This is a genomic window from Niallia sp. FSL M8-0099, from assembly GCF_038006945.1.
In the GTDB taxonomy this organism is placed as follows: domain Bacteria; phylum Bacillota; class Bacilli; order Bacillales; family Cytobacillaceae; genus Niallia; species Niallia circulans.
Genome location: NZ_JBBOWF010000002.1, coordinates 1349899 through 1373580 on the forward strand (window position 1 = coordinate 1349899; position 23682 = coordinate 1373580).

The 23682-nt window shown below is 37.2% G+C and carries 22 protein-coding genes and 1 pseudogene; 2 read left to right on the forward strand and 21 right to left on the reverse strand.

Annotated elements, in window-relative coordinates; all coding sequences use genetic code 11:
• Positions 1-39: 39 nt before the first annotated feature.
• Positions 40-1011, forward strand: a complete 972-nt coding sequence (locus tag NSQ92_RS21205; protein WP_061796940.1) for a bile acid:sodium symporter family protein — start codon at positions 40-42, stop codon at positions 1009-1011.
• Positions 1012-1267: 256 nt separating this feature from the next.
• Here NSQ92_RS21205 and NSQ92_RS21210 read toward each other — a convergent pair whose 3' ends face one another.
• The 21 genes and pseudogenes from NSQ92_RS21210 to NSQ92_RS21310 form a co-directional block, all read right to left on the reverse strand.
• The gene (locus tag NSQ92_RS21210; protein ID WP_235844446.1) at positions 1268-1603 is read right to left on the reverse strand and encodes a PTS lactose/cellobiose transporter subunit IIA; all 336 of its coding nucleotides are present in this window, start codon (positions 1601-1603) and stop codon (positions 1268-1270) included.
• 17 nt (positions 1604-1620) lie between these two features.
• On the reverse strand, positions 1621-1941 hold the full coding sequence (locus tag NSQ92_RS21215) for a PTS sugar transporter subunit IIB (RefSeq protein WP_047940837.1): 321 nt from the start codon (positions 1939-1941) through the stop codon (positions 1621-1623).
• Positions 1942-1956: 15 nt separating this feature from the next.
• Entirely contained in the window at positions 1957-3393 is a 1437-nt protein-coding gene (locus tag NSQ92_RS21220; RefSeq protein WP_341153194.1) for a glycoside hydrolase family 1 protein, read from the reverse strand.
• 12 nt (positions 3394-3405) lie between these two features.
• A complete protein-coding gene (locus tag NSQ92_RS21225; protein ID WP_268874795.1) occupies positions 3406-3531 on the reverse strand; it encodes a hypothetical protein in 126 nt (41 codons plus the stop codon).
• A 30-nt stretch (positions 3532-3561) separates the two neighbouring features.
• Positions 3562-4869 carry a PTS sugar transporter subunit IIC gene (locus NSQ92_RS21230; RefSeq protein WP_061796941.1) on the reverse strand — a complete coding sequence of 436 codons (1308 nt, stop codon included), beginning with the start codon at positions 4867-4869 and terminating at the stop codon, positions 3562-3564.
• Between the two features lie 171 nt (positions 4870-5040).
• Positions 5041-6954, reverse strand: coding sequence for a BglG family transcription antiterminator (locus tag NSQ92_RS21235; protein WP_341153195.1), 1914 nt, complete (start codon positions 6952-6954; stop codon positions 5041-5043).
• 99 nt (positions 6955-7053) lie between these two features.
• The gene (locus NSQ92_RS21240; RefSeq protein WP_341133443.1) at positions 7054-7662 is read right to left on the reverse strand and encodes a DNA-3-methyladenine glycosylase; all 609 of its coding nucleotides are present in this window, start codon (positions 7660-7662) and stop codon (positions 7054-7056) included.
• Between the two features lie 105 nt (positions 7663-7767).
• The gene (locus NSQ92_RS21245) at positions 7768-9126 is read right to left on the reverse strand and encodes an FAD-dependent oxidoreductase (RefSeq protein ID WP_047940840.1); all 1359 of its coding nucleotides are present in this window, start codon (positions 9124-9126) and stop codon (positions 7768-7770) included.
• 422 nt (positions 9127-9548) lie between these two features.
• Entirely contained in the window at positions 9549-9854 is a 306-nt protein-coding gene (locus tag NSQ92_RS21250; protein WP_144544840.1) for a DUF6092 family protein, read from the reverse strand.
• Positions 9835-10368, reverse strand: coding sequence for a nitroreductase family protein (locus NSQ92_RS21255; RefSeq protein WP_047940842.1), 534 nt, complete (start codon positions 10366-10368; stop codon positions 9835-9837). The genes NSQ92_RS21250 and NSQ92_RS21255 overlap by 20 nt, the downstream gene beginning before the upstream one ends.
• 14 nt (positions 10369-10382) lie before the next feature.
• Positions 10383-11243 (reverse strand): NADPH-dependent oxidoreductase, encoded by an 861-nt coding sequence (locus NSQ92_RS21260; protein ID WP_341153196.1) that lies wholly within the window; start codon positions 11241-11243, stop codon positions 10383-10385.
• Positions 11244-11259: 16 nt separating this feature from the next.
• Entirely contained in the window at positions 11260-12207 is a 948-nt protein-coding gene (locus NSQ92_RS21265; RefSeq protein WP_047940843.1) for an aminopeptidase, read from the reverse strand.
• Positions 12208-12220: 13 nt separating this feature from the next.
• Entirely contained in the window at positions 12221-12889 is a 669-nt protein-coding gene (locus NSQ92_RS21270; protein ID WP_047940844.1) for an AroM family protein, read from the reverse strand.
• 85 nt (positions 12890-12974) lie between these two features.
• A complete protein-coding gene (locus tag NSQ92_RS21275) occupies positions 12975-13925 on the reverse strand; it encodes a DUF1177 domain-containing protein (protein ID WP_047940845.1) in 951 nt (316 codons plus the stop codon).
• 18 nt (positions 13926-13943) lie between these two features.
• Entirely contained in the window at positions 13944-14999 is a 1056-nt protein-coding gene (locus NSQ92_RS21280; RefSeq protein ID WP_341133396.1) for a DUF917 domain-containing protein, read from the reverse strand.
• A gap of 11 nt (positions 15000-15010) precedes the next feature.
• Positions 15011-16636 (reverse strand): OPT/YSL family transporter, encoded by a 1626-nt coding sequence (locus tag NSQ92_RS21285; protein WP_047940847.1) that lies wholly within the window; start codon positions 16634-16636, stop codon positions 15011-15013.
• Between the two features lie 231 nt (positions 16637-16867).
• Entirely contained in the window at positions 16868-17497 is a 630-nt protein-coding gene (locus tag NSQ92_RS21290; RefSeq protein ID WP_341153197.1) for an aspartate/glutamate racemase family protein, read from the reverse strand.
• A gap of 130 nt (positions 17498-17627) precedes the next feature.
• A complete protein-coding gene (locus NSQ92_RS21295) occupies positions 17628-18776 on the reverse strand; it encodes a PucR family transcriptional regulator (protein WP_445669275.1) in 1149 nt (382 codons plus the stop codon).
• A gap of 48 nt (positions 18777-18824) precedes the next feature.
• Positions 18825-19183 (reverse strand): annotated as a pseudogene (locus NSQ92_RS26875) (PucR family transcriptional regulator ligand-binding domain-containing protein); the annotation flags it as partial.
• 43 nt (positions 19184-19226) lie between these two features.
• A complete protein-coding gene (locus NSQ92_RS21305; RefSeq protein WP_047940850.1) occupies positions 19227-20246 on the reverse strand; it encodes a PTS transporter subunit IIC in 1020 nt (339 codons plus the stop codon).
• A gap of 479 nt (positions 20247-20725) precedes the next feature.
• The gene (locus NSQ92_RS21310; RefSeq protein ID WP_047940851.1) at positions 20726-21925 is read right to left on the reverse strand and encodes an MFS transporter; all 1200 of its coding nucleotides are present in this window, start codon (positions 21923-21925) and stop codon (positions 20726-20728) included.
• Positions 21926-22247: 322 nt separating this feature from the next.
• Here NSQ92_RS21310 and NSQ92_RS21315 point away from each other — a divergent pair, with 322 nt between their 5' ends.
• Entirely contained in the window at positions 22248-23615 is a 1368-nt protein-coding gene (locus NSQ92_RS21315; RefSeq protein WP_047940852.1) for an MATE family efflux transporter, read from the forward strand.
• The last annotated feature ends 67 nt before the right edge of the window (positions 23616-23682 follow it).

The following is a 23682-nucleotide window of genomic DNA, read 5'->3' on the forward strand; positions in this document are numbered from 1 at the left end:
AAATGAACTTATATTTTTACAAGAACTGGAGTCCTGTATATGTTAGAAAAAATGAATGCTTTTCTTGGGAAGTGGATGCCTCTTTTAACCCCGATTAGTGTCCTAATTGGGGTATTGCTATCAGATATCCTTCATCATGTCTCTTTCTTAGTTCCGTGGATTTTTGCAATGATGACTTTTATAGGGAGCTTGACATCTAATTTAAAATCAGTGAAATATACAATCACCCATCCACTTTCTTTGCTTTTGACACTGGCTATTCTACATATTCTTACTCCTTTGTGGGCATTTGGGATTGGTCACTTATTTTTCCAAAATGACCCTTACACGATTACAGGGCTTACGTTAGCTGTGGTTATTCCAACTGGAATCACAAGTGTTATCTGGGTTAGCCTCTATAAAGGAAACATTGCACTTACTCTTGCGATTATCTTGCTCGACACCTTGCTGTCTCCGTTCCTTGTTCCATTAAGCATGAGCCTTTTTGTAGGAGAAACGGTACAGCTTGAGGTTTGGGGGATGATGAAGGGGCTGCTTGGAATGATTGTTCTGCCATCTATTTTCGGCATGATGGTTAATCAGTTTTCAGTGGAAAAGGCGAAAAAGTGGAATCATACACTATCCCCTTTTTCTAAAATTGGGTTAGCACTAGTTGTTAGTATTAATAGTTCTGTAGTAGCCCCTTACTTACGAAATATTGATAAAAAGTTTCTCCAAGTAGCACTTACTGTTTTTGTAATAGCATTATCTGGATACTTTTTTGCCTGGATATTAGGGGTAGTTACAAAACGAAGCAAAGAAGAAACAATAGCAATGATCTATTCTGGCGGGATGAGAAATATTAGTGCAGGAGCAGTTCTCGCTGTGAGCTTTTTCCCTCCAGCAGTAGCAGTTCCCGTTGTGATTGGTATGCTATTCCAACAAATTCTAGCAGCTTTATATGGATACTTTATTAAATTAGTCTATGAAAAGCCTGTAGTAGGGAAAATAAAGGAAGGGAAAATTTCTTAATTCATTTGAAAATCAAGAGGTGGTTCTAAGTATTCTAACAGAGGATAATCCCAAACGACTGATAAGAAAATACTACTAATATTTTCCTTATCAATCGTTTGGGTTTTTAATAGTTTGTGGGTATTACCCGCAGACTAAAATACATTTCACTTTCCAAGCGGCTGACTTTCGGTCGCCGCAACATAGCCTTTGAGGTTTTGACTTCTTCTGCTCGCTAACCCTATAAAAATCTATGTTGTCTGCTTCGTGTTGATTTTTATGATTTTTTCTCTATAATCATGGCACACATTTCTATCATCTCACTTGCCATAATCTTTAATGTTTCGGTTGTGAGCATTTGATCTTCTGCATGCATGAGAATAAGGGAGAATGGCAGTTGTTCTCCAGCAGCTTCTCTTTGGATAAGAGAAGCATGGACTTGATGAATTTGATTGTAAAATTGAACACCTTCTTCTATTTTTTGCTTCGCTTCGTCCATTTTTCCATTTCTTGCAATCTGAATAGCTTCTACATAACAACTTCTTGCTTCCCCAGCAAATGAAATAATCTGAAAAGCTGCTGTCTGCATTTCCTCTAAAGTATTCAATTTCACCACCTCTATTCTCTTGGTTAATTTTTAGCTAATGATAATGCATGGTCTAGTATTTTCTCTCCATTAGCTGTACCGTACAATCTTGTATCAATGACATCCACTGGAATTCCATATGGTTTCGCAGCACTTTCTGCCGCCTGTTTCATAAATCGTACTTGCGGTCCTAGAAGAATGGCCATTACCCCTTCGCTTGAGGTTGCTAATTCATCAGCAATTGCTCCTTCTGGAATGGCATAAACATCAATTTCTTCGCCTCTTGCCTTAATAGCTGCCTTCATTTTTGATACTACAATGGAAGTAGACATACCTGCTGCACAAGCTAATATTATTCTTTTCATCCTTCATTCCTCCTGTTATTTAATAAAATCATCATTTTTTACGGTGATTTCTCGAGCTTTAATGATTTCCTTATACCAAAAAGCTGACTTTTTCATTTTTCGGTTTCGATTTTCTTCTAAATTAATTTCAACTAGTCCATATCTATTTTTAAAAGCATTCATGGGCGAAACATTGTCCGTAAATGCCCAGAGCATATATCCTTTACAGTTTGCTCCATGTTCGACTGCTTTTAATAACCATTTAAGATGTTCACTAATAAACTCAATGCGATAATCATCTTGGATTACTTCACTTTCGTCTTTATACTTAAACTCATTTTCCACACCCATTCCATTCTCGGCCACAAACCACTCAATATTGCCATAATCCTCTTTCAAGCGAGTTGCCATATCAAACATAATCTGCGGATAGATTTCCCAGCCTCGGAATGGATTCATTTTCTTGCCTGGCATATCGAACATTTCATAATAATAAGCTGGATGAAAAGGGGTATTTTCGTTCCATGCCGTTGTTCTAGCCTTTACGCGATGAGGATAATATAAGTTAATCCCCACATAATCAACGGTATTATTTCTTATTACCATTAAGTCTTCTTCTGTATGTTCAAATAAAATATTGTGTTTGTGTAAAAGATCCATTAATTCTGCTGGATATTCTCCTTTAATCGATGGATCTAGAAATACTCGGTTAAAGAATAAATCATAAATACGGGCGGCATCTTGGTCATGCGGAGCCGAAGATCTCGCATATGTTACCTCTGGATTTAAAATAACCCCAATTTTAGCCCCTTGTCCATGCAGCTGCTTTTCTTTAAACAAGGCAACAACCTTAGCAGTGGCAAGTGCTTTATGATAATTCCACTGCATCCACTTTTGGGTATTCTGCTCAAACGGATAACGTATTGCATCTAAATATACACGGGTCTGCACAACAATTGGTTCATTAAAAGTAAACCAGTGCTTCACTTTACGCCCGTAACGCTCGAATACTTTTTCTGCATATTTGACGAATAAGTCCACAACATGTCTGTCGTTCCATCCGCCATATTTCTCAAAAAGAGCAGCCGGTAATTCATAATGCTCTAAGCAAATCATTGGTTCTACACCTTTATCTATCAGCTCATTAATAACATTATCGACATATCCAGCATAATCCTCATCTACCACTGCGTTTTCATAATCCACCAAGAAACGAGACCAATTGATCGATGTCCGGTAATGCGTTAACCCTATTTCCTGCATTATGCTGATATCTTCTTTATATCGATGGTAAAAATCTGTAGCGATTCCTGGTCCGTAGCCATTGTGCCAAACATTTTTATTATTTTTATACCAGATATCCATATAGGAGTCTTGAGAGTCCTTCTTTCCAGCCCATCCTTCTGTTTGCCACGCAGATGATGCTGCTCCTAAAATAAAATGATCTGGAATACTAACTTTCATTTGTTCCATTATTTCTCCTCCTTACTCTTCACAAATAACTATTAAATTCATGATTCCTAATAATCCATCATAGACCATCTCACAAGTATTGGCCGGATAGGAGAAATGAGGAATCACAGCGTCTATCCTATACAATCCGATTGTCAAATTTATCTCTTCCTCCCTTCCCGTATTAAATTACTCGTCTTCTGGAACAGCAGGAGCCTTATTAGCAATCAATACAAATGGCAAATAAATTAGAACAGATACGATAATACAAATAATCTGGGTAATAACCGCTCCAATACTTCCGGCCGTGGATAGGTATGCATTAATAATGGGCGGGGTCGTCCAAGGAACCATGACGACAGCCTTAGCAGCAAATCCAGTTACTGTAGCAATATAACCGATTGTCCCTGTAATCAGCGGGGTAATAATAAAGGGAATAGCCATAACTGGATTTAACATGACTGGTAATCCAAATATAACTGGCTCATTTATATTGAACACACCAGGTCCTGCGGATAGTTTTGCAATACTTCTCATTTCTTCTCGTTTAGATACTATAAAAATTGCTATTAATAAACCAATGGTTACCCCTGAACCACCAATATTCATATACACATCCCAAAACGGCATCGTGATAATATTAGGAATTTCCTTTCCCTCTTGGAATGCCGTCATATTAACAGTAATAGATGCCAGCAGCAGTGGTTCTCTTATCGGTTTTACCATTTGATTTCCATGAATACCAATCACCCAGAAAAATTGGGCCACAAACATAAGAATCAGAATTCCTGGCAGTCCTTGCATGACACTTTCTAACGGTCTTTGTACAATGTTATATACTGCTTCATATAAATAAATCCCTGTAACTTTGAAAAAAAGAAATCCAAAAGTAGCAACAATCGTTACAGTTAAAATAGAAGGAATTAGTGCTGAAAACGAAGTCGCAACATTTGACGGAACACTATCAGGCATCTTAATTTGCAGCTTATCTACTTTCGATAACTTGCAATAAATTTCAACCGATACAATGGCGATAATCATTCCGAGGAATAAACTTTTTGGATCAGAAAACTGCCTTGCTAAAACATCAACCACTAATTGGCTCTTCTCATTAACAAGCAGTTCTAGCGTTGTTGGAACAACAGAAACATAGGACATTAATGCTAATATTCCAGGGAATAACGACTGATGGCCATTGATCCGTCCGAGCTCTATCCCAATAAGAAAAACGGCCCCAATTGTAAGGAAGTTCAAGGTAGCATATTGGATCGCCTTCATAATTGGCTGGTAATCAGCCAAAAAGGCAAATGCTTTAAAATGGGCTAAACCACTCTCTGTTCCCATCACCATATTCGCGATTAAAACGGCAAACGCCCCTGTTATAATGACAGGCATTAACGTCACAAAAGCTTTTTTTATGGCCATAATATATTTCTGATTTGTTATTTTGTAAGCAACATTTCCAAGGGTCTCGGTAGCTTTGTCTTTAAAACTCATTGATTAACCTCCATTCCTAATTTAAATGGAAATGATATGTTTCATTTCTTGTTTTCCATTCTATTGGATAAGCGCTTACATTTACATACACTTATTTTCCACCTTAAACTGGAAATGGCTGACTCAAAAAAAAGGAACTCTAGTCCGGAGTTCCTTCCCTTCTATAAATTCCTATTGTCCAATAGCTAAAATACATTCTTTGAATTCGTCAAAGGACTTTACCTTTAATAGCTGATTCACCATATAGGCATTTCCTGATATTTTGACTAGCAGCTGATATAGCTTTTGAATATCTTTCTTGTACTTTTTTTGTACACTTAATAAGAAAATAAGCTGCACTTTATTTTCGCCCCATTGAATTGGTTTTTTTAATGTGCAAATAGATAAAAAAGTACTGTCGGTGATTGGTTTTAGAGGATGAGGAATGGCTATGGCGTTTCCATAACTTGTTGGAGCAATCTCTTCTCGTTCCATGATTAACTCAAAGAAATGATCTGGCGCAATCCCCTTCTGTATAATTTCTCTTGCTAAAAATGCTAATACTTCCTCTTTCGTTTGATACTCTTGTTGAAAAAATCCAAGGTCAGGATAAAAATATTGCAAGGTAGTTTCAACTCTATCTACAACCATATGCTCTAATTTACTAATGTCTTCCTCTCTTAAAATAGTATGTACATCAATAACAGGTATGGTTAATTCCCTTTTAATAGGAATGGTACTAACAATGAAGTCTAATGTACTTAGATCATAGTTATCGATGGTAAACATATTAGCAGTTCCTACAATTTCAAGTTTATTGCCAAAGGTGGACTGAAGCTTGTGATACAGTAATTGAGCACTTGCCACCCCTGTAGCACAGACAATCAAGCATCTTTTCACATTGTTTTTTGCTTTCTTTCGCTCAAGCGCTGCGCCAATATGTAATGCTAAATAACCTATTTCATCTTCATTAATGTCCAATCCCTTATGTCTACTTAAGTATTTCCCCATAATAACAGCAGCATCAAAGGACATTTGATAATTTTTCTTGATTTCAGCAAGAAGGGGATTCTTTATGGTTAAATCGTATTTATATCTATTGATAGCAGGCTTTAAGTGCAGACATAACCCGTAAATTAATTCTTCATCATAGGCTATTTCTAGATCCAATTCTTGCTCCACTTCGTGGAGCATCGCTTTTGTTAATGCTAAAATGTCTTCCTCTATCATTTCTAACATATTCTCTCTGCTATCAGACTGGTAAACTACCATTTTCGCACCTAATAAATGAATAGTTATGTAGGCTATTTCTGATTCAGGAAAAGTAACCTGTAACGTTTTTTCTAGAAAAAAGACAATCTTTTTGGCAATCGTAAATTCTCTTTTTTCTTTAAGAGGCTCCATTTCTTTTAAAGGCATGGAAACATAATTATCATTTTGTATGCGAATACAGGCAATCGCAATATGCGTTGCTAAATTATTTACGCCAATATCTGATAGAAAAATAGATGCCTTTTCTGCTTGTTCGATAATAATGTTTCTTATTTCTTCTAGTTTTTTATTCGGAAGTATCCAATCTGTTTGATCCTGGTCAAACACATATGCCGCAAGACAATAACGCAGTTTAGCTTCTTGCCCCTTGATTTTCAAACCATAGTTTGGCTTCTTATCTAGATTTAAATTAAAGTCTTTTAATAATCTTCTTACTTCTTTCAGATCATTTTTAATAGAGGATTCACTTACAAAAAGCTCCTCAGCAAATTGTTCGATTTTTAAGTATTCTTCCGCCAATAATAGACGTTTTAGAATATAGTCGACTCTTTCCTCAGGTTCCGTTGGAAGGGGTGTACTTACGTTATTTTCATTCATTATTTTTGTTAAAAATGGTTTAAAATAATGATAATTTCCAATAACTAATTCATATCCCTTCCCTCTTGTCAGTACTATTTCTGCTCCATTATCTTTTAATGTATCAATCAATGCCTTCATATCACTTCTAATTGTTCGCGTGGTTACATCCAGGGCATTTGCTAAGTAATCACTGGAAAGCGGAGACTTTGACTGCATAAGCTGATGCAGTATCTTTTGTTGTCTTATTGGTAACAATTTCACTCACTCCTTTTAACCAATTCCCTTCTATGATAGTTATATCCATCATATCTTATCAGCCTTTTATTAGAAAGCGGTTTCTAAACAAATTATCCATTATCCATAATGCCAATAATCTGCAGCAGAAAGCATCTCGCCTTTTTTCATTCCTGATACGCAGGGGTGCCCTTTTACATAATATCGTAAAGGTTTTAGCGTCCATTCCTCTTTATTTGGAATCCCAATTCTCGGAGACTCAATTATTTGGGATGGTACTTTCCCATCTACAATCCGTAAAGATTCTTCATTTATTAAGATACCATTTAAAGCTTTGGTGATTTCCATTGCTTTTGTAAGCTTCCCAGGTCCATTACATACATTTACTCCATTTGCTTGTCGATTCTTTTCCATCCCTTCTATTCCTTCAAAAGGTTCAATCGCTCGGATAAGAACAGCCTGGGGATTTCCCTCTTCTTTTGTAACAATATTTAACATATGGTGGGTATGCATCGTATAAATATAGATTGTTCCACCTGACTTATACATCGATTTCAATCGAGGCGTGCGTCTTCCTGCATAGCTATGACAAGCCATATCTTCTATCCCAACATAGGCTTCCGTCTCTACAATATAACCACTATACGTATATGCCGGCGTTTTATGAATAAGTTTTTTTCCTAAAAGTACTTGTGCTATTTCTTCTGTTGACTGGTTTATATAATCAATCATCGTCTCTCTCTCCTATTATATTTCTTCTAGTATACGTTTCTTTCCCCCAAAAAAGAAAGAATCATCCCTTTATAAAAAGAGATGATTCTTTTCACCTAGTGATTATTGCTTAACAAGTTCTTTTTGTTTCGCTATAGCTGCTAATCCAGCTTGATTTAATGTATTCCACGGTTTGTTAAAATGCGGTTGAAAGAAGAAATCGATAAATCCTAATTCATCAATCGTCATTTTAGTTTGAATACATACAGATAATGTATTCATCATTTGTGTCACATCTGCTTTTGAAATTAATTGTGCCCCCAAAATTTCTCTTGTCTCTTGATGGAAAAGTACTTTTAAACGAATTTCATGAAATGTCGGCATAAATTCTGGACGATCATTATCGATTACTTCTGTTACTTCATAAGGGATATTATTTAATTTAGCCGTAACTTCTGTTAATCCGGTAGATGCCATATTTAAGCCAAAAATATGCAATCCAGAAGTTCCTTGTGTTCCCATATATTTCAATGGTCGTCCAGCAATATTATAGCCGACAAGTGTTCCCATTCGAACAGCATTTGTTGCAAGGGGGATATACATTTTTTCTCCAGTTGGATTATAATTAACAGCACAGCTGTCACCTGCTGCATAAATATCTGGATTACTTGACTGCATATATTCATTAATTTTAATAGCACCATTAGGAAGCAGGTCTACTTTACCTTTTAACAGATTTGTGTTTGGTCTAAAGCCCACACATAAGATAACTAAATCTGTTTCATATTCTCCTTTTGTGGTATAAACCTTTGTTACTTTTCCTCGTTCATCACCTGCAAATTTTGTTACTGTTTGTTGTAAAGCTAAGTGAATGTTACGCTCCGCAAATTCTGCCTCAACCACATCTGTAAACTCTTTATCTAAATATTTATTTAGAATTCTGTCCTCACTATCAATTAACGTCACGTTTTTTCCATTTAACGCAAATGCTTCCACTAACTCAACACCAATATATCCCGCCCCAATTACGGTAACATTTCTTACATTCTTAGAGCGCTCAATTATTTCATTTGCTTGATTATAGTTTTTAGAAAGCAAAATATTATCCAGATTAATTCCATCAATTGGTGGAATTATTGGCCATGAGCCAGTAGTCATTACTAACTTATCATATGGATCAATCTTTTCTTCTCCTGTTTGTAAGTCTTTCACACGTACTTGCTTGTTTTCTGTATCAATTTCTAGGACTTCATGCTCCATATGCATCGTTGCGCCAAGCGCTTTTAACTCTTCTGGTGAAGAATAAAATAACTGACTCGCATCTTTGGCAACACCGCCAACATATAAAGCAATTCCACAAGATAAAAAGGAAACATTATTATTTTTTTCATAAACAGTTATATCTATATTTTTATTTACATTTGCTAATGTTTTTACTGCCGCTGTCCCAGCATGTGTACATCCAATTACAACTACTTTCATGTATAAAAACTCCTTTTGTAATAGATTGAATGTGAAATCCTTCACTTGATTAGTGAAAAAAATCACATATATTGTGATAGAATTCACATTCTGTTCACATCTTTATTATACATCGAATATTTCTTAATGCAAGTATTTTGTGATTGAATTCACAAAATAAAACATAGAAATATATTCCAATATTAGAGTTAAAAAAGTAGCTGGAAATAAACAAACTATAATGGGGGAAAAGGAAGCGACCGCTTCATCGAAAGTAAAACATTGTATTCAGGCTCTCTGTAATTACAACAATCTTTCTTTTTAAATGAATTAAAACCCAGCCAATAATATTTTTGGTATCATTGGCTGGGTTTGTCTTCGGTTGAATAACGTTTTCCTAGTCTCTATTATCTGCAAACTCCAAAAACACTTTTTAAGTACTTCTACTCCTTACTTTGCACGGTAAGCTCAACTAGCTGATCAATCGATTTGTCTAATGCTTTCTCATATCCCAAAGGATCTGATAAAGCACGCCACCCCTCTTTTCGTATGAAGGATAATACTTCTTCCATTTCCTTATCCTCTATTCCAAGTTCTGTTAACAAGACTAAGGTACGTTCCAATGCGCCAACCATTCTTAGTGGTCCATAATGAGCAGGCTCTCGATACAGCCCTTTTGCACTTGTAAGAATATAGCCGCTATAATCTCTAACAAGTTCTACTAGCTTCTCATTTTTGTATGTTTCCATATCTGTCAAAAGAAATTACCTCCTCTTTTGCCCTGTTTTTTTTCTTTCTTGGAGATTCTTTTGAATAGCCTAAACTGATGAGAAGCTCTGGCTCCATCTCATGTGGAAGCGCCAACAATTCCTTGATGGCTTTTTTATGAAAGGATCTAACTGGGCAATTTCCGATACCTAATGAATGGGTAGATAAAAGAATATAGGCAGCGACTATTCCTAAATTAACAAAACGCAATACTTCTTCCGAATCTTTTCCGCCTTTATGGAGAGCTTCTGCAGGGTTGGAGCACAACACAATAACAGCCGCCGGATCTCCTGATAGACCTGGGGAAAATCTTTTTATTCTTTTTATCTGCTCTTTGTTCTGGACTATGAGGAAGTGAGATTCTTGAGCATTGCTCCCTGACGGACTATGTAAAATACTTTGTTCAATTGAATCGACTACTTCTATAGGTAATCCGCCTCGTTCTGCAAATGAGCGTGAACTTCTTCTTGTTTTTATTGCCTCCAATACATCCAATATCCATTCCTCCCTTAAAAAGAAAAGCCTCTACTTTCTAATACGTTCTTCAAATTTTCTCTTAAGCTTGCTGAGGCAGCGATTGTTTCTGGCCTTGTGCATCTTCTAGCAGTATGTTCTTTCCATCCGTAGTCCTTCCCCTGCTTTTCTGGTTCTCCAGCTAAGGAGACTCTACGGCCATCGTAGGTTTTACGAGAAATCATCGTATGATCGTATTGTTCTAATGACTCGTCAAGATTTTCTATTGAATATTTTTCCTGATGAACCATTACTTTTTCTGGTAATCTCGGCTTTACGCCTCGTCTTGTGCCTTCTTTTTCAATGCCTATCGATAATCCCGAAACAGCAAATACGCCTGCGGGTAGGCCGAGCTCCTCTGCAACCGCATCGGGATGGTTTCGAATAGAACCAACAGGTACACAACCTAATCCTAACGCTTCCGCAGCCACTACTGCATTTTGCAGAGCAAGGGTGGCGTCCATTGAGGAAAGAAGAAACATTTCTAGCGTATTGGCTAGAAAAGAATATCCTTGTGATTCTGTCACGTATTTCAAACGGTAAATATATGCACAGAAGACTAGAAACACAGGTGCCTCATGGATAAATGACTGTTCGCCAGAAAGGGTAGCTAACCGTGATTTCCTTTTTTCATCCTTTATTACAATAATGCTATACGCCTGCAAGTTTGAAGAGGTTGGTGCACTTCTAGCTGCAGTTATAATCGTTTGAAGAATGTTTGCCGGAATATCTTTTGATTGAAAAGCCCTTACTGACTCATGAGCAGTAAGTACCTCAATCGTTTCATTAAGTAAATGCTCCTCTTTTGATAAGCCTTCTAACTCAATTCTCGTTTCCCGTTTCGAATATTCCCTCACTCAAGTCACCACCTTGCTATTTTATCAGTACGCCTTTCTCCATCAATAATGCATCATCTATATAAACGGTAGGTTGGGTGACAACTCCATCTATATGAACGCCTGCTGAAACTGTTCCACCAAACGTGTCATTGCTACCAAAAGCTATATGAATGGTCCCGTATACTTTTTCATCCTCTAATACCACACCTGTGATCCTTGCCTTATCATTTGTTCCTATCCCAAATTCTGCGAGCATTCTGCCTTCCCCATTGCCTAATATCTTTAATAATTGCTCTCCTTCTTCTCCTTCTGCCTCCACTAAGCGACCTTCTTCTATCTTAAGCTTAAGCGGAGTACTTAGCTTTCCTATTCCAGCCACAGAGCCATCCACTACAATGGTACCAGCTGCAGTTCCTTCTACTGGTGCAATATATGCTTCTCCAGACGGCAGATTACCCGATTCCCCGGGGTGTAAGTACATTCCCGTACTTGGGATGCCCTGCCTTTCTGTCATATCAAATGCTAAACAATAACCGTCTTTTTCAATTTTGACCTGCTTTCCCTTTGTAAGCTGCTCCGTTATTTCTTCCGTAAGAATTCTCACTTGTTCATAATCCGCAGAAATGGCTCCTTCTAAGAACATATCCTTTGTTATTCCTGGCATGGTCGCAAGCCTTGTTCCTGTCTCTACTGCTTCTTTTCTAGCTTGTGTATGGGTTAAGGAATGTGCCGTTACACAAACAGCCACATCTGCTGCTTTCATGGCCGCTGCAACAGTTGCTGGTGGCTCTTGTCCCGACTTTTCTCTGTCCTGCATAACAATAAGCATCGTTTCAGCGTGTAACGCTTTACCAGCTTCATATATGGATTCAGCTATTTCCTTCTTTGCTTCATCTGTGACAACGAGAAATAACTCTCCTTCTTTTATGCCTAAACAGTTAGCAAGAACATTTTTGCTTGTTTCTATCATTTTTTCGTTCATTTTTATCCTCTCCCTATATCATTTCTGATACTAATTTTGCCATGATTGCATTGGAGAGAATGACTGGTTTATTAGCTATTTCTGCTACCATCTCTCTGGCATTCTCTGTATATCCCATACAATCCAACAAAATTATATCTGCTTCCTTCTTTAATTCTTTAGCTGCATTCTTAAAAGTTTCTATACTCATATTATATGGTGATGCCACACTAAAAATAGGTTTTAACCCTAAGGGGGCATATTTAGGAAGAGACGTCTTTATTTGTTCCTTAAGTGGAACAATTACACCCAGTCTTCTATTTCCTACTAATGCGTGAATGGTGGGGGGAATGATATGATCAGGTTCAATTAAATAAGCTTTCCTTGTTTGCAGCCCTGGAAAAACACCAGTGCACAACAGCAATATTTGGTTTATTCCCATATTCTCTAAATAATAGATTTTCTCCTGTAAAATTGGCTTTATTTTTTCGCGAGACATAACTACCGACTCATTTGTTACTAGTCTGGAGGTTAAAACATAATCGCCTTCTTCAGGATATAGATTTGTCTCAATATAATCTTTCGACATCCCATCTAATACTCCAACTTGGATAAGTTCCGCTTTGTTTACACACTTCTCTACAATTGGGGCAACATCCGTTCTTGGAGCTTGACCAATTGTAATCATTCCAAGCTTTTTCATATAAACAACTCCTTTTTATAAGTCATTCTCTCCTCTACTATAAGGAAAGAGAGGAAGCAATGCCCCCCTCTCTTTTCTTACTTGGTTAAGACTGAGGAGAAACAGCTTTCCCCATTGTTTGCAGGACTTTCATGGAACCATATAAGGTTGTCATTCTATTAAATTCATCTTTATCATAAAATTCGCAAGTTCCATTAGCTATTTCCTTTGCAACCTCTATAGAAAAACGAACGGCATCCGCAATATCTGTTTCGTGACTAGCCCCCGTGCCACACCCTGGGACGATTGATTGAGCTGTTATTGCCAAGCCAATAACTGGTGCGTCTGTCGCAACAGATGGCTGCAAAATGGAATTGATATGGTATAAATCATTTCCATATGGTGTTATATCTTGTGAAGTGACAGGGAAGGTGACTGGAAATTTCCCTGTCGTCATTTCCATAATTCTTAGTAAGTCCTCACTAACTCGAAGAATGTAGCCTTCTTTTACTGTTGGAGAAAGAGCAATTCCTTTATGATTGATCACTCTATTTCCTTTTGTAGTATCAATTGAAATAATACTGTCCATTTCTGGAATTACTTCATGTTTATTCATTGTTAAAATATCGACTGGAGAATCCATAAAGTCAACAGGTTCATGTGGTCTTGTTGGTGCATCTGGGCAAATATGTGTGGAAACAATCACATCTCCAGCAAGTACATCTCCCTTTACCTGCATATCTGCTAGTTTCAAAGCAGAAGCAATTGCCGCTACGGCACCATCAGCATCAGATACTAACCCAATTCTGCTTGGTCGTGCACCAATGCCCCCTAATCTTCCAATAATACCTAATGTCGGAACAGTTCCACCAGAAGATTTCCCTTTTGCTCCCGGTATGGTAATCTTAATAAAATCTGTGCTTCCTTTTTCCCCTGTTACTTTTACAACATCTGTTTGTACATTTGGATATTCTTTAAATAAATCAGCAACAATTTCTCCTGTTACAAATGCATTATCTAACGTTTCTAATGCTACTAAAGTTTGTTTTAAAACCATTCTATCAATCTCTCCTTTTTAAAGATAAGTTAGAATTTTTTTGTTTATTATTTTTTCAATTGGTTGGATTAACTTTTGGTTACTCATCGTACTACTTAAGCGTAATTTTTCCTTGGGAACGGTTATAACAGCTACTTGCTGACCTTTTGCCATTTCCGCGGTTACAATAGGTCTAGCTGTTTTTGTATCCAATGTCATAATAAGGTCTGGAAAGGTTCCAAAACGCACTCCATTTTTTTCAATTGTCATATACTCGTTCCAAAAGGTCATATCATAGCAGTCTTCAATAGTTATTTTTCCTACATCGAAACCTCCTATTGTGTCTAAAGTACATGCCGTTACTGTTCCTTCTGTGACTATAGATCCGCCTAATTCAGACACAACTGCTTCGATAGCAGATTCCCCTTTATTAGACAGCAAGGCTTTGCCTACTGTAATTGCTTGCGAAATGGCTCCCTTCGCTCCGTTTTTCTTTGCGTATCCCACTGTGATAGGATTTCTTGCCACTGCTACTAACCCGCCAGCATCAATAGACAATTGGCGAACTGCTTTTGCTGTTATATCAAGAGAACCAGTGATAAGCATTTCTACATACTTATCTCCTTTCCCGCCAACGGCTGCTTGATGAGAAATATAAGTAGGCATCTCTGTTAAATTTAAAGACCCCATTGTGCCAGTTGGATGAGCTCTTCCATTACAAGGCAGATCTACTACTGGTAACCCTGTCATAGCAGATTGAAACCAGCCATTTACTGTAGTACCAGCTCCATTTTCATTGGTAATAATTCCTTGAATTGGTCTATCTAGCTTACTTGCCAATAGCTCCATTGCTTTGACATAATGAACCGGCTTTACATACTGCCCTTTAGCTGCTGGAGCACCAACTAGCGAAACCGTTACAAGTAAATCTTCATCCGCCATTTCCTCTGCTGTTTTTAAGACAGGCTGACCAACCTCTAAAGCAAGGCGTCCTATCTGAAGTCCATCTTCTATTTTTCCTCCTCCGCCGCCTCCTAGTATGGCACCACCATATACAGCAAATTCTACAATCTGTTCATCTAACTTTATTGTCACGTTTCATCTCCTCATTTCCCTAATTTAAATACAGAGTTAAAGAAACTATACAGTGCATCCCCAGCAATAAACCCTGCAGCTAAAATACTCATTGGCGTCTCTGCTTCTTTTCCTTTTTTCTTCACCCACATTAAACGAATCGCAATTCCTACCAATACTGCAACGCCTGCATATGGAGTTAAAATTAACAAACCTGTTGCAAACATTACTCCTAGCTGTCTACTTGAACCACCAAGTATTTGTAGGATAGCCCCTGGAATAGCCCATATTAATAATTGCCGAGCGACTTCCATAGAAGTGCCTGCCTGAATCGTAGAAACATAGACAGCATCTATTGGTGGAACAAGATTATTGGCAAAATATCCTTTATAAGTGACTAGCACTGTTAGCAATGCGACTCCAAAGGCAACTAATGACGTCATATATTGTTGTTTTCTTCCATCTATTTCATATTCTTTGTCAGCGCCTTTTCCCCGTAGAATATGACCTGTTTTAAAGTCATAGCCCATATCTGCAAAAGCCGGTCCTGTCGCGGCACTGAATCCTGCAAGTAAAGCAAGTGCTAAAGGCGGAAAACCAATCATCATACCGATAAGGAGGGTAATAAAGGCAACCGCAAAGGCTGGAAACCACCCTGAATGCATGGCAGCAATACCAACGATTAACTCATGAACAAATGCGGCAAATGCAGCAAAAATCAGAAATCCAATCAACATACCAAATGACATATCTGTAATAAGTCCACCTGTTAAAGCAATAATTAAAGCAATCGCAATATAAACAATAAAGCCAATTCCTAAAGTCTTTCTTGCTACTGAAATAGGTGTTGTATAATTCGAGTCGTCTACATCATTTTCCATAGCTGCAGCTACCTCTTGATTTTTTCCCTTTTGCTTTCTTTTATCTTTTCCAAAGATTAATAGCGTAACTTGGACTAACGCCACAATTCCTGCACCAATCATAATGCCATGTGGGATGTAAAGGGCGTTTACATCTACACCAAAAACAGGAATAGAATATTGTCGGAATAGTAAGCCAATTCCAAACATAGTTAAAGCCCATATGTTACCGATAAAAGCAACCCCAAAGGCAGACATCGGAATATGCAAAATCGAGCCGATAACACCAATAAGTGTTCCAATTCCAAGAAGCCCTGCCCGTTTTCCTCCCTTATCACCAGCAACGATAGCTTGTGCTGTTGCTACTCCTGGTGCCCATGTACCTGATGCAGGAAACAGCTTCGAATCAAATAGTTTATATAAAATGGCAGCATCTGCAAACATGGCCAATGCTGCTCCGATGAGCATCGGAATAATTAAATCTGGTTCCCCAATTAGAAAGGGAATGCCGATTGGGATTAACAAACTATTTGCAGCCCCAAAAGTTGCAGCTGATATAGAAGTCTGTACTAAATTCTGTCTATGTATAGACTTATATTTCTTGAAGATAGTAATAGGAATTCTAGCAATCAACATTGCTAGAAGCGCTCCTATAATAGATGTATTGGGTGTTACTCCTAAAGACACGATAATTTGCATCCCGATAATAGCACCAAATACTGCAGTAATAATGGTAAATATAAGGGAAACAGGTTCAAATAAACGAGGGTGTTTTTTTACTGGTTCTACTTGTTTCATAGACTAGCCTCCAAATTATTTTTAAATAGCATTTTGATATTAAAGAGTGGAGTCATACTAAAATAAGTGGTACATTCGATGTTGTTGATATTGTAAGCCAGTGAATAAAGAATATTAAAAATAAGTCCAATTATTTCGTTACTCTTATTTAGTAAAAAAGAAAATCAAAACGATTGTCATACGATGAAGAGAAAAATTTTTATCAACTAATTGGTTGTCCATATGACAACGTCAGTATAACTGTGCTGCAAACTGTCCTTCTGCTTCGACTGCATCAATAACGGGAACTCTCAATTCATTACGCAATTGGTCTGCCAGTCCAATTGTTGAAAAACCTGTGCAAGCAAACACAATTACCTTGGCTCCTTGATCTAACAGATCTTTAGCAGCCTTCAGCCCCTTTTCCTTCCCTTCCTCTTTCAGTAAATCGGTCGTATTTTCTACACCTTCTGGAACTTTGAAGCCTACCAACAGCTCCCCTAAAATCTTCTTCATAACTTCTGGAACATCCTGGGTTATCCCTAATATCCCTACAGGTTTTCCTAAAGAAAAAGCTGTTAATGCAGCAGCACTTCCCGCTCCTATTACTGGTATAGATACTGCTTTTCTTAGTTCTTCAATCCCAGGTTCTGCTGCACAGCTAATAACAAGTATCCTTGCTCCTTCCCTTTCCATCTTTTTTCCTAACTCTACGATTTTTGGGATTGCTTCTTTTTCTGAAGCATTATCATAAATACCTAACGCTTGATCTGGTATACAGTGATTTACGGTTGGCAATCCATATAATTCTGTAATTATTTTGCCATGATGGTCCAAGACTGCTTTATTCTCCGTTGTAAAAACACGAATGACACCAATCATATCCCCACTCTTCAAATTTAAATTTTCTGAATATTTATATTTTAACTTTTCTGTCTTTTTGTCACAATGTCCTAAAAAAACAAAAAACAGAGGGGGCTATTGTGCTCCGAGTACAATAGACCCCTCTGTTTTAGGAACCCTTAAAGTTATGAAAGAATATACAACAATAGTATAAAACCTTCTCTTGGAAAGTATCTAATTTAATATCTGCTATTTCTTTTATTCTATCAATGCAATATTTTACTGAGTTACGATGAATATATAATTGATTTGCTGTTTCCTTTAGACTTCCATTAGAAGTCAAGTAATAAAAGAGCGTTTTGACAAGATCACTGTCATTTTCTTTATCATATTGTATTAACTTACCTATTTTCCTTTCAATAACTGGATCCATATTGACATAGTCGGAACTGTCTAGTAACAACTTAAATAGCTCAATATCTTCATAAAAGTACATTTTTTTCCCTTTATTAAGACTTAATCCAATTAAAAGTGAATTTCTAGCTTCTAAATAACTTAAATGTATCTCCCATAATAAAGCTCTTCCGCCAAATCCTACTTGAAAATCGGTATATTTCTTAATAAGAGGGATTAATTTCTCCATCCATAGTTGATTTGTTTCCTTTGTCATAATAGGTTGATAGGGAGCGGCTGAGAGGATAACAAGCCGATTTCCTTGTTTCTGTGTGTAAACCTTATTAGCATGAGCTAGATTAACAGATTCTATAACGCTGCTTAATTCATGTAACAATGGTGAACCTTCCTCCATAAGATTTGCACTTTCCATCACGATTATCTCCCACATTATTTCAGGATCCAATCCAAGTTGTCTTCCTTTATTCACCACTTCTTCTTGAGGGAGAAATATGCCTGCAAGCAGTTCTTCAATAAAGTTTCCTCTTAAATGATTCTCTGTATCCATTGCTGTTTTTCTTCTCATTAATTCTAAAGAAAAAACTAGTCGTGCCTGTTCTACGCAAATTTTATCCATTTCATCCAAATGCTCTTTTTCAATTAAAAATTTGCCAACTCGCTCCTTATCTACTGTAATATCCCATTGCTTTATATGCGTATATTCGTTCATCCTTCCTACCATTGGGGAGCAAACAATTTTTTTGCCAGCTTTATCTAAAAGAATAATAGGTGCTTCTATCATTTGTGATACATTATCAGCAACCGTTTGTATCCCACTGTTTTCAAGAACCAATGTCGTTAACTTCTTATAAATTTCTTCAGACCTTCTAAGTAAAGCAGCATGTTTATTTACAATTTGTTCCATGACAGCATTTGTAATATCAATGTATGGCACACCGACTGGAAGCTGAATAATGGGAAGATTATATTTATTACTTACCTCCATCATCTCTTTTGGCATTTCATGTAAATACCTTTCCGGTTTTATCGCTAATGCAGCAGCATTTGCCTGCGCTAATTTCTCCACAAGCTTTGTCAGTAAGGAAAGATCATGCCTTATGGAATAAGCTGTTGTTAGCAGCAACTCTCCCCCCTTAACCAGCCGTCGATATCAGGAACTTCCATAATATCGATATTTTGAACATTTCTATTTAACCCTTCCCTCCCACTTATCACTTTTGCATCCTTTAAAACAGGGAGTCGTAATAAATCATTAACTGTAATACCCGATTGATTCATTCTTACCACCTCCACTACTTTTATCCTTTTCATCAAAAGAGGCTTCCTAATTTTCGGAAGCCTCGATTCATAATTTTTACTGTACTTTCATAGCTAAATCTCCAGCTTTTGCCCAGCCTGCGCGAAGAATCACGAAATAAAGCGGAAGTGTAATCACAATTGGAAGGACCATACCTACTGCCACATAAATTAAGAATCCATGCAAGCCTTGTGTGGCCATAATGCTGATTGGCGCAATTAAAGAATTCAATCCTAATCCAGCCAATTCATACGTTGCCGTGAATCCGAATCCTAATGTTGCAATCGGGGCACAAATGACGGCTGCTACAAAAGGTGGAATGATTAACAACGGGTTTTTCACCAAATTAGGGAACTGTACTTTTGGTGTAATGATAGATTGTGCAAGAAATCCTCCTAAATCATTTTGACGTAGAGACATCGCTGTAAATCCAACAAATTGTACCGTACACCCGATTAACGCTGCCGCACTTGACACTGGATCCATTTGCAATGCAATTGCTAAAGCTGCTGATGATGCTGGTGTCATCAGCAGGATGCTCCATACTAACGAGATAACCATTGGTGCTACTAAAGGTGAGCCTTGAACCGATGAAGTGATTTGGGCACTAATCCATTCTAGCATTGGAGTCGTCACTGCCGCTAAACCTACTCCAGCAATTCCTCCAACTAAAATTGCTGCAGCTGGAATGGCCACCATATCTAAAATTGTTTTTCCGTTAATCCACTTCCCAACATATGTTGCCACTACTGCTGCTAATACTGCACTGATTGGCTGTCCGGAAACAAGCACCATTCCAGCATCTGTTGCATGCAGCGCATTTCCCCCAATTGTACTACAGACCATCGCACTAAAAATAACTAATGTGTTTCCACCTAACTGATAGGCAATTCCCGCTCCAAATGCCGGTGCTAACAATACCTTTGCTACTCCGCCAATTTGAATTAAAACATCCCAGCCAAATGCTTTTCCGATCGATTCTAACAACAATCCCATTCCTAATGTTACAAGGACTGCATTTGACATTCCTGCTGAGGCTTTATACATTCGTTCCATAAAATATTCTTTGTTCTTCATCATTCTCTACTCCTCTATTTGAAAATAATTATTAGCTAGATAAAAACAAAAAAGCCTGTCCAATAATGGATAGGCACCTTCAAGTTTTACAAACTGTTTAGCGCCTTGTTTTTAAATAACAAAAACTGGACTAAACAATTCCCGTTTTAATAAAGAGGGATTATTTAATCCTAAGAGCATAATATGAGTATAATATTCAGTGCTGTATTTGTTTTGATCTTCATGTCATGCTCCTCCTAAACCGTTTAATTAGTGTGTAGCTATAATATCACCAATATTCTGAATATGTAAATATTTTTTTATTTCAGTCTTTATTAAAACGCTATCATAGAAATCAGAATGTAATCTTCCTCTTCCCTTTATATAAAAAGTGATTATTATTCAAGAAAAATAAAATCAATATGAAGGTTATATGTAAAATTTTTTTCACAATTGAACTTTTGTTAGAATATTTAACAAAAAAAGAGTGGCGAGCCACTCTAAATAATTTCGGTATTCTTAGTCTCTTTTCCAAAAAACAGAACTACTGCTGCTCCGATTAATACAGCAATACAAAAAATAGTAAAAATAGCGGGAATCGAAACCTTTTGTGCTGTTAGGTAGGGAACTAATAACGGTCCTAAGATTCCGCCAACTCTTCCAATCGCAGCAGCCATTCCTGCTCCAGTTCCTCGGACCTTGGTCGAATATTGTTCTGGTGTATAAGCATAAAGAGCTCCCCATGCACCTAAGTTAAAGAAGGATAAAAGAATCCCTGCAGTAAGCAGCATCGCTGTGCTTCCCGCTAACCCAAACATAAAGGCACTACCTGCTGTCCCAATTAAAAATAGAACGAGTACAAACTTTCTTCCTGCTTTTTCAATTAAATAGGCTGCCAAAGCATATCCCGGTAATTGTGCTAGTGTCATAATTAATACATATTCAAAGCTTTTTATCATACTAAAGCCTTGAGATACCATGACACTCGGAAGCCATAAAAACATTCCATAATAAGAAAAGACTACACAGAACCATAAAATCCATAAGGTTGCTGTTTGCTTCCGATTTTCCTTCGACCATACAGCTTGCAAGCTTTCCCTAATCGTTAGCTTTTTCTCTTTTTCTACTTTTAAAAATTTTGGTGAATCAGGTAGATGCAAACGTAAATATATAGCGTAAAATGCTGGGAGAACGCTTATTATAAGTGCGGCCTGCCACCCATATTTTGGAATAACAAAATAGGAGATTACTGCAGCGAGTAACCAGCCAAATGCCCAAAAGCTTTCAAGTAACACAACGACTCTGCCTCGTTTTTCCTTTGGAACACTTTCTGAAACAAGTGTGGATGCTACCGGCAGTTCCCCACCAAGTCCCATTCCAATGAAAAAACGTAGGATTAGAAAGATAGTTAAGGATGTAGTAAAGGCAGAGAGCCCGCTGCCAATAGAAAAGAGTAATAATGTAATCATAAATACATGTTTTCTTCCGATTCTATCTGCCATTAATCCAAAAACAAGTGCTCCGACAGCCATTCCAATCGAATTCATACTGCCAATCCAGCCCATTTCTTTTCCCGATAAACCCCAATCTGCTTGGAGAGCAGTAATAATAAATGAAAGCATTCCAACATCCATCGCATCAAACATCCATCCTAATCCTGCGATACCAAGAATCTTTCTTTGAGATATTTCCTTTTTCATTGTAATCCTCCCATTTTTCCTTTAGGTTCCCACTGATAGGTATAATTATAAAAACTAACTATTATAATAACACTTGTCATGACACTATTCATTACATTTCAATTAATTTTTTAGTTAAAAGGCAAAATACTTAGCATATGTTACGGTAAATAATGGGTTATTCCTATAAATAATTCCAAAAAAAGCGCTAATTACTACTATATTCAAGATTTTTGAAAAATTTCTAAAAAAAAATGCTCTCTTTCCCTTTACTTTCTTCCAAATAAGCATAAAATGATTGTTATGTTTTCTATTTTTAAAATGTAAAGGGGAGTTTTACCTGTTGAGTGTTTCAACAAATAAAATACAAAATCAGTCTCTTTTTAATATATCTTGGCCACTGTTTATTGAACTTGCTTTACACATGGGTATGGGAGTAACTGCTACCTTAATGCTAAGCCATTATTCTGACAGCGCAGCTGCAGGTGTAGGAGTTGCCAATCAGCTTCTTGGGATTTTTATTCTAGTCTTTAATGTAACGTCTATTGCTGCCATGATACTAATCGGGCAAAAACTTGGGGCTAATGAGCTTAATCTTGCTAGAAGGTTTGCACGCTCTGCGGTTGGTTTAAACTTCTGGTTCGGCATAATTATTGCAGCCCTCGTTGTTATCTTCGGTGAACATTTATTACAACTTTTCGATATTCGCGGTGAAGTATTAGAATATGGATTAATATTTGTTCGTATATGTGGTGCGTCCCTCTTCTTAGAATCTCTCTCACTTGCACTTAGTGCCATATTAAGAAGTCATGGCTTTACAAAAGAATCCATGATTGTTAGTGTTTTGATGAATGTAATTAGCGTATCCGGTTATGCCATTAGTATTCTTGGTGTTTTTGGTTTACCTATCACAGGTGTCATTGGTGTTTCATGGACTATCGTTATAGCTCGTACATTTGCTGTGCTTGTTTTGCTTTATCTTGTTTATAAAAGAATTGCTTTAACCTTTTCCGTTAAGGATTTCATCAAAGTCAATAAACAAGATATTCGAGATATGCTCTATATCGGCATTCCTTCTGCGGGAGAAAATTTATCGTATCAATTTTCACAGCTTATGATTACTGCAATGGTTGCTTCTCTAGGAGATGCCTCCTTAGCAGCCAGAGTATATATTAGTAATATTTCCATGATCTGCTATTTATTTACTTTAGCAATTGCTGAAGGTACTCAGCTTCTGGTTGCACGTTATATTGGCGGGAAGCAGTTTGACCGTGCATTAAAACGAGGCATTAAAACACTTAGACTTGCCATGATCGTTTCATTAGCGGCAGCCCTTGTAATGGCATTAATCGGCCAGCCAATATTAGAGCTATTTACAGATAACTATGAAATTATTGCTATCGGGCTACCTATTCTCTGGGCAGTGGTCTTTACAGAACCAGGAAGAGCGATGAATATTGTCTTAATGAGTTCCTTAAAATCCTCCGGTGATGTTCGCTTCCCTGTCATTATTGGTATTATCTCCATGTGGGGAATTGCCGTTACGCTGAGCTATGCTCTAGGAATTACATTAGGATTGGGACTTCTTGGTATCTGGTTGGCTCAAGGGATAGATGAATGGTTTAGAGGAATATTTGCCTTCAGACGCTGGAAGTCAAAACCTTGGGAACGAGTGAAAGTTAATCGTTCGATTTCGGAAAGGTCTATGTAAAAGAGTGTTTTTACATAGACCTTTTTTTGGGTTTGGCTGATAAATTGTATTTTTCGCGAATTTTCTC